We start from the raw sequence: 8,600 nt of genomic DNA on the forward strand, positions 1-8,600 counted from the left end.
CTCTCTCCCTGGGGGTGGGGGGGGGGGGCTGGGCTCTCGTGCCCCACCACCTGTACAACCCACAAATCTGCGCCGCTAACCGCCACACTTTGTCGTATTCCCCGGCTCTGTTGTTGTGGTGGACGTGATCTGGCCCTTTGCGAGTCAGGCCTCGCGGGCGCCCTCATACATTCCGTCGATGACCCGGGCGTACTCGCGCTCCACCACGGGCCGTTTGACCTTGAGGCTCGGGGTGAGTTCGCCGTGCTCGATATCGAGATCGCGCGGGAGCACAGCGAACTTCTTGATCGTCTGCCACCGCTGCAGGTCGCCGTTGACCCGCTGGACGAAGCCGTCGATCAGCTCGCGGACCTGCGGCGAGGAGACGGTCTCGGCGTACGTGCGGTCGCCGGGGCCCTGGGACGCCGCCCACGACATGATCGCGGACTCGTCCAGGGCGATCAGGGCGGAGCAGAAGTTGCGGCCGTCGCCGATGACCAGGATGTTGCTGACGAACGGGCAGATGGCTTTGAAGCGGCCCTCGATCTCGGTGGGCGCCACGTACTTGCCGCCCGAGGTCTTGAACACGTCCTTCTTGCGGTCGGTGATCCGGACGTAACCGTCCTTGTCCACCTCCCCGATGTCGCCGGTGCGGAACCAGCCGTCGCTCTCCAACACCTCCGCGGTCTTCTCCGGAAGGTTGTGGTAGCCGCGCATGACACCGGGGCCTCGCAACAGGACCTCACCGTCCTCGGCAATGCGGACCTCGGTACCGGGCAGCGGTCTGCCGACCGTGCCGACCCGGTAGTCGTCGGCGGGGTTGACGGTGCAGGCCGCGCTGGTCTCGGTCAGGCCATAGCCCTCAAGGACGTGCACACCGGCGCCGGCGAAGAAATAGCCGATGTCCGGGGCGAGGCCGGCACTGCCCGAGACGCTGCCGCGCAGGTTGCCCCCGAAGGCCGCGCGGATCTTGCCGTACACCAGCCGGTCGGCGACGGCGTGCTGCACGGCGAGCGGCAGGGGCACCCTGCGCCGTCCGGTCGCCGCCCTGCTCTCCTGTTCCGTCCGGGCGTAGGCGCGGGCGACCTTCGCCGCCCAGAGGAAAATCTTGTACTTGGCACCGCCATCGGCTCGTGCCCGGCCCGCGATGCCGTTGTAGACCTTCTCGAAGATCCGGGGCGCCGACGCCATCAGAGTGGGCCGGACGGCGGGCAGGTTGGTGATGATCCGGTCGATCCTCCCGTCCACCGCCATCACATGGCCGGTCCTGACCTGACCGGAGATCAGGGCTTTGCCGAAAACATGGGACAGCGGCAGCCACAGGAACTGTACGTCGTCGGAGCGCAGCAGCCCGCTGGCCTCCTGAGCGACCCCCTGGTACGACCAGCAGTCGTGCACCAGGCGCACGCCTTTGGGGCGGCCCGTCGTGCCCGAGGTGTAGATCAGGGTGGCGAGCTGTTCCCGCTCGATGGCCCGGACCGTCTCCTCGACCGCATCCGGATGCTCATCCAGGTACGCCGTACCCCGCTTCTCCAGCTCGGCGAGGGAGAGCACCTCCAGCCCCTCCACCCGGGGGAGGTCCGCCCCGGGGTCGAAGAGGATCGCGTGGCCGAGCCCGGGCAGGCGTTCGATGCCGGCGGCGACCTTGTCCAGCTGGACGGCGTTCTCGACGAAAATCGCCCGACTGCCGGAGTCGGCGAGGATGTACACCGTGTCGTCGGCATGGGTACTGGGGTAGACGGCGGTGGTGGCGGCGCCCGCGCACATCGCCCCCAGGTCGGCCAGGATCCACTCCACCCGGGTGGAGGAGGAGATCGCGACCCGCTCCTCGGGCCGCACGCCCAGGGCCAGCAGGCCGGCCGCGATCGCCCTGACGCGTTCGGCGGTCTGCGCCCAGGTCAGCGAGTGCCACTGCTCGGCGTCGGCAGCGCCGTGGCTGGCCGGCACGGGATAGCGGTATGCCTCCTGGCCGGGTGTGGCTTCGACTCGTGAGAGGAAGAGATGCGCCACGGAAACCGGACGGTTGTCGACAAGGAACTGCGCGGAACTCACATTGGCCTCCGGGCCCGGGGGCGCCCATCTTCGAGTGGTCTACTGACAGGTAACTCGCAAGCGGTGGTCACACTATGGGGAAGTCTGCCTGCATGTAAGGGCTGGGAACCGGCCGGATCGGCCGGGGTCGCCACGATCCCGGTCAGAGGCTGAGCACGAGCTTGCCGCGGACCTGGCCGGTCCTGCTGATCAGCTGCGCTTCGGCCGCCTTCTCCAGGGGCAGGACGTCCTGGACCTCGACGCGGACTGCTCCTGAGTCGATAAGCTGCCCGATGTGGCGCAGGGCCTCGCCGTCCGGAGCGACGATGACGCGCCGCCCCGTGATACCCGGAACGCGGTACGCCTCGTCGATCGGTTCCGGCAGAGTGATGAGCACGCCGCCCGGCCGCAGCAGTCGCCACGACTCCTGCTGCGTCCGGCCGCCGACGGTGTCGATGACGACATCGACCGGTTCGATGGCGTGCGGGTGGTCTTCCGTGCGGTCCAGGGGCTCGTCGACGCCGAGTCGGCGCAGAAAGCTGAGGTTGCGCGGTGAAGCGGTGGCCGCGACACGCGCCCCGCGTGCCTTGGCGAGCTGAACGGCGAAGTGGCCGACCCCGCCCGCGCCCCCGTGAACCAGGACGCGCTGACCCGCGGTCACCTGTGCGGCGCCGAGCGACTGCCAGGCGGTCAGGGCCGCCAGCGGGACGGCCGCCGCCTGAGCGAACGACAGCTCGACGGGCTTGGGGGCCACGGCGGAGACCGGCAGGACGGCGAACTCCTGATAGGCGCCGGCGTACGGCAGGGGCAGCATGCCGCACACCTCGTCACCGACAGCCGGGCCGTGGGCCGTCGTCGTCGCGACGACCGTCCCCGCCACATCCCAGCCCATGCCCAGGGGGAAGGGGCGGTCCGTGCCGACCGCTCCCTCACGGAACTTCCAGTCGACGGGGTTCACCCCGGCGGCCCGCACCTTCATCAGGAGCTGCCCGCCCGCGGGGGCCGGTACCGGCTGTTCGGTCAGTTCCAGGACGCTTTCGTCGCCGTGGCGGGAGAAGGTTACTGCTCGCATGACCGATGCTCCAGGGGGTGGGAACGAGCCGACACCGCTGGCGGCGACGGCCGTGCGCGGTGCGCACTGAGCTCAACCGTGGACCGGGGGACCCCTGCCGACCAGTACCCCGTCAGTACCCCCTTTCGCGGTGAGGAGGGGGTACTGGCGGGAGACAGGGCAGCGTGCTCCGGGGAGGGCATACTGATGCCGGAGGCGCGGGGGCAGACGGCGTCCCACTGTGCCGAGAGGATCCGGGGGAGCCGTGAAGCAGTCACGTGAACTGGGGAGATTTCTTCGTTCTCGGCGATCGCACGTGACGCCTGAGGCCGCGGGCGTTCCGGCGCTGGGCCGGCGGCGGGTGCCGGGACTCCGCCGCGAGGAGGTGGCGGGACTCGCGGGAGTGAGCACCGTCTACTACACGCGCCTGGAGCAGGGGCGAGCGACCAATCCCTCGGACGCCGTGCTGGATGCCCTGGCCCGCGTGCTGCGGCTGGACGCGACCGAGCGGGCCCATCTGCAGGATCTGGCGCACCCTCCGCAGCGTCGGCCGGCAGAGTCGCCCCCCGGGGCCCGGCGGGTCCGTGCGGACGTCCGTCGGCTGCTGGATGCGGTGGGTGCCGTGCCCGCCTACGTCCTCGACCCCGGGATGGACGTCCTCGCCGCCAACGAGCTAGCTCTGGCCCTGGTCCCCGGCCTGGCCGGTGCGCCGGCTGGCGGACCGAACCTCGCCCGTCACATCTTCCTGGACACCGCAGCACGCAGCCTGTACCCGCAGTGGGATCAGGTCGCCCGTCAGACCATCGGCTACCTGCGCTTCTCCGCCGCGCGTCACGCGCACCATTCCCGTCTGGGGCACCTCGTCGCCGAGCTCAGTGCCCGCAGCCCCGAGTTCCGGATCCTGTGGGCGGCCCAGGACGTCCGGGAGAAGACGTACGGCACCAAGAGCTTCAACCACCCCCTGGCCGGGAGGTTCGACCTCGCGTACGAAACTCTCTCCCTCCCCGGCGACGAGGGCCAGTCGCTGGTCGTCTTCACGGCTGTCCACGGCACCGCGGAGAGCGCGTTGAAGCGGCTGAGCGGTTCGCCGATGGCATGCCCCCAGCGGTAAGAAGGGGGCTGTCAAACGAGCGGCCCTGTCCCGTAATCGGTGGTACGAAGGGTGACGGTCATCGTTGACGTTGCATGTGAGATGTCAACGTGCGTGTGGGCGTGGTGTTTTCGGGACTCGCGTCGCTGGTCGTCGAGGATGTCGCGGACGAGGGCGAGTTCATCCGGGTGCGGGCCCGGAGTCGGGACGATCCGGTGCAGTGCCCGGTCTCGGCTCTGTGGTGAAGGATTTGGCGGGCCGGGCGGGCGCCCGCCTCTCCCGTGTCCTGGCTTCGGCGATATCCCACTCGACCGCACTGCGGCTTCCGGCTCGCCCGCCTTTGCCCGTGGCGCGGGTGCCACGCGTCCTCGGTGTCGGTGACTTCGCGCTCAAGCACCGCCACCGCTACGCGACTGTCCTGACCGATGCCGAAACCGGCGAACGCATCGACGTACTTCCGAGTCGCGGTCCCGACACTCGAGAACGGCGACTACGCGAGCACCCCGGCGTCGAGATCGTCTGCCGCGAGGGACTCCGACGCATACGGGGAGGCCGTGCGCCGGGCCCTGCCAGCTGCGGTGCAGGTCTGCGACCGCTGGCATCTGTGGAAGAAACTGTGCGAGAAGACGCTGGCCGAGGTCCACCCCACAGCGCCTGCTGGGCCACCTCGAACACGCCCCGCCCGGCCGGCGTCCACGAGCAGACCACCCGCTAACTCCGGCATCAGATCCACGACCTTCTCGGCCAGGGCGTCGGCCTGCTCGAATGCGCCCGCCGCATGAACCTGTCCCTCAACACCGTCAAGCGCTACGCGCGCACCCGCGAACCCCAGGCCCTGCGTCGGGCGCCCCGTTACCGGCCCACCCTGGTTGACCCCTACCGCGACCACCTGCGCGAACGCCGTGCGGCCGACCCCGCTGTCCCCGTGAAACAGCTTTTCCCGAAGGTCCAGGAGCAGGGCTACACCGGCAGCTTCAACCTCCTCTACCGCTACACCACGGGCCGGACCGAAGGCGACCGGCCCGTCACCACCCCGCGATGGCTGGCCCGCCTCCTGCTCACCCATCCCGACCACCTCCGGGACAAGGACACCAGTCTCCTCGCCGAGATCACCAAAGCCTGCCCAGAGATGACCCAACTGACCTCATTCATCCGCGAGTTCGCGCAGCTCCTCACGCCGGCCGCAGGCAACGGCAAGAAGCTCACCGCGTGGATCATTGGCGTCCGCACGGCCCAGCTGCCCTACCTCCACGCCTTTGCAAACGGTCTCGAACTCGACGGTGCAGCCGTCAACGCCGGCCTCACCCTCCCGCACCACAACGGGCGGACCGAAGGTGTCCACACCCGCACCAAACGGATCATGAGGCAGATGCACGGCCGCGCGGGCTTCGACCTGCTCCGCCACCGCATCCTCCTGCACTGACAGTCACCCTTCGTTACCACCGATTAGGGGGCAGAGCCGAACGAGTTTCTTACAGTCCCTCCGCTCTCGGCCGCTGTTAACGCCTGGCCCTGTGGGCCTTGTTCACTGGTCGAGCAGGTCCCGGAAGCCGGTGAGCAGGGCGCGCAGGCCGATGTCGAAAGCACGTGAGGCTCGGCTGTGGTCGGTGGGTGTGTGGTCGAGGGCGGTGCCGAGGTGGGGGGCGGTGTCGCGGGCGACGTCGGAGAGCATGACGGATGGCGCCACCAGGTCGAGGGCGGAACCGAGGATGAAACTCTCCAGGACGGTGATCACCGGCATGACCTGGTCTGCGGCGAAGCCGCCCGTGATGAGGAGTTCGGCGACCTTCTCGTACATCGCGTGCATGAAGGATTCGGTCAGGGGCGCGGTGGCGAGCAGGGGGACCGCTCCGGGGTGGGCTGCGAAGGCGGCGAGGTAGGTGCGTGCCCAGTCCTCCAGTCCACGCTCCCAGGGCTGTGACCAGTCCTTCTCGCCGCCGGTCGTCAGCACGAGTTCCTCGCGCATGAGAGAGATGATCTCGTCCCGCCCGGACACGTGGTGGTAGAGCGCGGAGGGCGCCACACCGAGAGCCTTGGCGAGGGCGGGGATGGTCAGGGTGCCCTTGCCGTCGGCCAGTTTCAGCGCTGCGGCGCCGATACGCCGACGGTCGAGCAGGGGGGTGCGTGGCCGTCCCACGGTGACTCCTCGCAGTGCTGTCGCAGGTCCGAGCACGTCGGAGCGCTCAGCGCCGGATGACTCAGACATTACCGAATAGGTTTCAGTAAAACTCTTCCCGTCGTCGCGGGAGGCGCCTACATTACCCGAAACCGAACGCCTTTCAGTTAGGCGGGCGGGTGAGAGAAGGGCATAGACACACCCATGCATGCCGACATCGTCTTCGCTGGTGGGACCGTCCGGACGGGGTTCGCGGGCGCTGCCGTTCACGAGGCCCTCGCCGTCGTCGGCGGCCGGATCAGCGCCCTGGGGGCGGCTGCGCTGGCCGCTCGCGGTCCACTCACCACCGTCGTCGACCTGGCCGGCGGCGCACTGCTTCCGGCGTTCGGTGACAGCCATGTCCACCCGGTGATGGGCGGGCTGGGGCTGCACGGGGTCCCGGTCCGGGACCGCAAGAACGTTGCGGACATCGTCGAAGCCGTACGGCACTGGTCTGAAGAGCACCCCGACGCCGAGTGGATCAGCGGTGACGGCTTTGATCCGTGGCTGGCACTCGATGGCCGGTTCGACGCCCGGTGGCTGGATGCTGCCGTTCCCGACCGGCCGGTGGTGCTGCGCACCATGGACCACCACACGGCCTGGGTGAACAGCGAGGCGCTGCGCCGCGTCGGATACACGGCGAACACCCCCGATCCCGTCGGCGGAGAGATCCTGCGTCGGGACGGCTCCACGGAACCGCTCGGGACGCTTCGCGAGTTCGGCGCCCTGAGCCCGGTACTCGCCCTGATCCCCCCGGCGTCCCACGAGGCGCAGGTGGCCGCCCTGCGGGAAGCCGCCGCCCGGTTCGCCGCCGCGGGGGTGACCTGGGTGCAGGACGCCTGGGTCGAGCCGCACCAAGCCGACGTGTGGGTCACCGCCGCGACCACCGAACCGGGTCTGCCCGTCCGCGCCGACCTGGCCTTCTTCCTGGAACCCGACGGCTGGCGCGAGCGGATCGCGCGGTTCGAAGCCGACCGGGACCGGGTGGAGAGCGCGGCGCCTGGGCTGCTCACCGCACGTAGCGTCAAACTCTTCGCCGACGGCGTCATCGAGTCGGGCACCGCCGCCTTGCTGGAGCCCTACACCGACTGCCCGCACTCGCATGGCATCGCCAACTGGTCGCCCCAGGAGTTCGCCGAGGCCGTCACCGCGGTGGACGCGCTCGGATTCCGGCCCCACATCCACGCCATCGGCGACGGCGCCGTCCGTAACGCCCTCGACGCCATCGAGGCCGCCGCCCGGGCCAACGGCCCGCGCGACCGCCGCCCCGTCATCGCACATGCTCAGCTGATCCACCCCGCGGACCTGCCCCGCTTCGCCGAACTCGGGGTGATCGCCAGCATGCAGCCGCTGTGGGCGCAGTCGGACCCCCTGATGACCGAGCTCACGCTGCCGAGGATCGGCCCGGAGCGCGGCGGGCGGCAATACCAGATAGCAGCCCTGGTCACCTCTGGTGCCCGGGTCTCCTTCGGCAGTGACTGGCCGGTCACCGCCCACGAGCCACTGCGGGGCATCGCCACCGCCGTGACCCGCCAGACGCCCGACGGGACCCCCGAGGACGGCTGGCTCCCCGAGGAACGGATCCACATCGAGACCGCTCTGACCGCCTACTCCGCGGGATGCGCCCACCAGGCGTTCGAGGAGAAGGAACGGGGCGTTCTGCGCCCCGGCATGCGCGCCGACCTGGTGCACCTCGCCGCCGACCCGGTCGAGACCGCACCCGCCGCTCTCGCGAGCCTGCCTGTCCTGGGCACCTGGCTCGGCGGCCGACGCACCCACGAAGCCGGCGTTTCCGAGCACGCTGCTACCGGGAGACGATAGATGTCCGTTGTCGCCACGCCGGGCCCGCGTGTCCTGGAAGCCACGCCCGCTCCCTCGACCACATGGATCACGCGGAGACCCTCATGACCGAACCCCACGTCCCCTCCACAGCGCAGCGCCCCCCGTCCCTGCAGCCCGCAGGGCCCGAGACAAGCGCCCGTCTCCAGCGCGGCACCCTGGGCACCGCCGACATCGTCTTCTACGTCGCCGCCGCGGCCGCACCCCTCACCGTGATGGTCGGCGTCGCACCCCTCGCCATCCTGTTCGGGGGCATCGGTGCCCCGGCCGCCTATGTGGGCGTCGGCGTACTGCTGTGCCTGTTCGCGGTCGGCTTCACCGCGATGACGCCGTACATCCGCAACGCGGGAGCGTTCTACGCGTACGTCGCCCGCGGCCCCGGCTCCTGCATCGAGCCCCGCACGAACCGCAGGCCCGGGTTCTCGCGGCGGGCGATCGAGAGCATCGACTCCGAC

General features: G+C 70.0%; 5 protein-coding genes and 2 pseudogenes. 4 read left to right on the forward strand and 3 right to left on the reverse strand.

The genetic code is table 11. The features are described 5' to 3' along the window. Positions 1-144: 144 nt before the first annotated feature. Both ABZ281_RS25400 and ABZ281_RS25405 read right to left on the reverse strand, forming a co-directional pair. Complete coding sequence (locus ABZ281_RS25400; RefSeq protein ID WP_356658987.1) at positions 145-2,031, reverse strand: AMP-dependent synthetase/ligase; 1,887 nt, start codon at positions 2,029-2,031, stop codon at positions 145-147. A gap of 142 nt (positions 2,032-2,173) precedes the next feature. Next, on the reverse strand, positions 2,174-3,082 hold the full coding sequence (locus tag ABZ281_RS25405) for an NADP-dependent oxidoreductase (protein WP_356658989.1): 909 nt from the start codon (positions 3,080-3,082) through the stop codon (positions 2,174-2,176). 244 nt (positions 3,083-3,326) lie between these two features. Here ABZ281_RS25405 and ABZ281_RS25410 point away from each other — a divergent pair, with 244 nt between their 5' ends. Then, entirely contained in the window at positions 3,327-4,172 is an 846-nt protein-coding gene (locus ABZ281_RS25410; protein WP_356658991.1) for a helix-turn-helix transcriptional regulator, read from the forward strand. Between the two features lie 104 nt (positions 4,173-4,276). Then, positions 4,277-5,574, forward strand: a pseudogene (locus tag ABZ281_RS25415) (ISL3 family transposase). A gap of 102 nt (positions 5,575-5,676) precedes the next feature. Here the strand turns inward: ABZ281_RS25415 and ABZ281_RS25420 are convergent. After that, complete coding sequence (locus ABZ281_RS25420; protein ID WP_356658993.1) at positions 5,677-6,288, reverse strand: TetR/AcrR family transcriptional regulator C-terminal domain-containing protein; 612 nt, start codon at positions 6,286-6,288, stop codon at positions 5,677-5,679. Positions 6,289-6,471: 183 nt separating this feature from the next. Between ABZ281_RS25420 and ABZ281_RS25425 the strand changes: the two genes are divergently transcribed. Together ABZ281_RS25425 and ABZ281_RS25430 are read left to right on the forward strand one after the other, a co-directional pair. Beyond that, positions 6,472-8,127: an amidohydrolase gene (locus tag ABZ281_RS25425; protein ID WP_356658995.1), complete on the forward strand. Its 1,656-nt coding sequence runs from the start codon at positions 6,472-6,474 to the stop codon at positions 8,125-8,127. 83 nt (positions 8,128-8,210) lie between these two features. Continuing rightward, a pseudogene (locus ABZ281_RS25430) lies at positions 8,211-8,600 on the forward strand (hypothetical protein); the annotation flags it as partial.

Source organism: Streptomyces sp. NPDC006265, assembly GCF_040613555.1.
GTDB lineage: Bacteria > Actinomycetota > Actinomycetes > Streptomycetales > Streptomycetaceae > Streptomyces.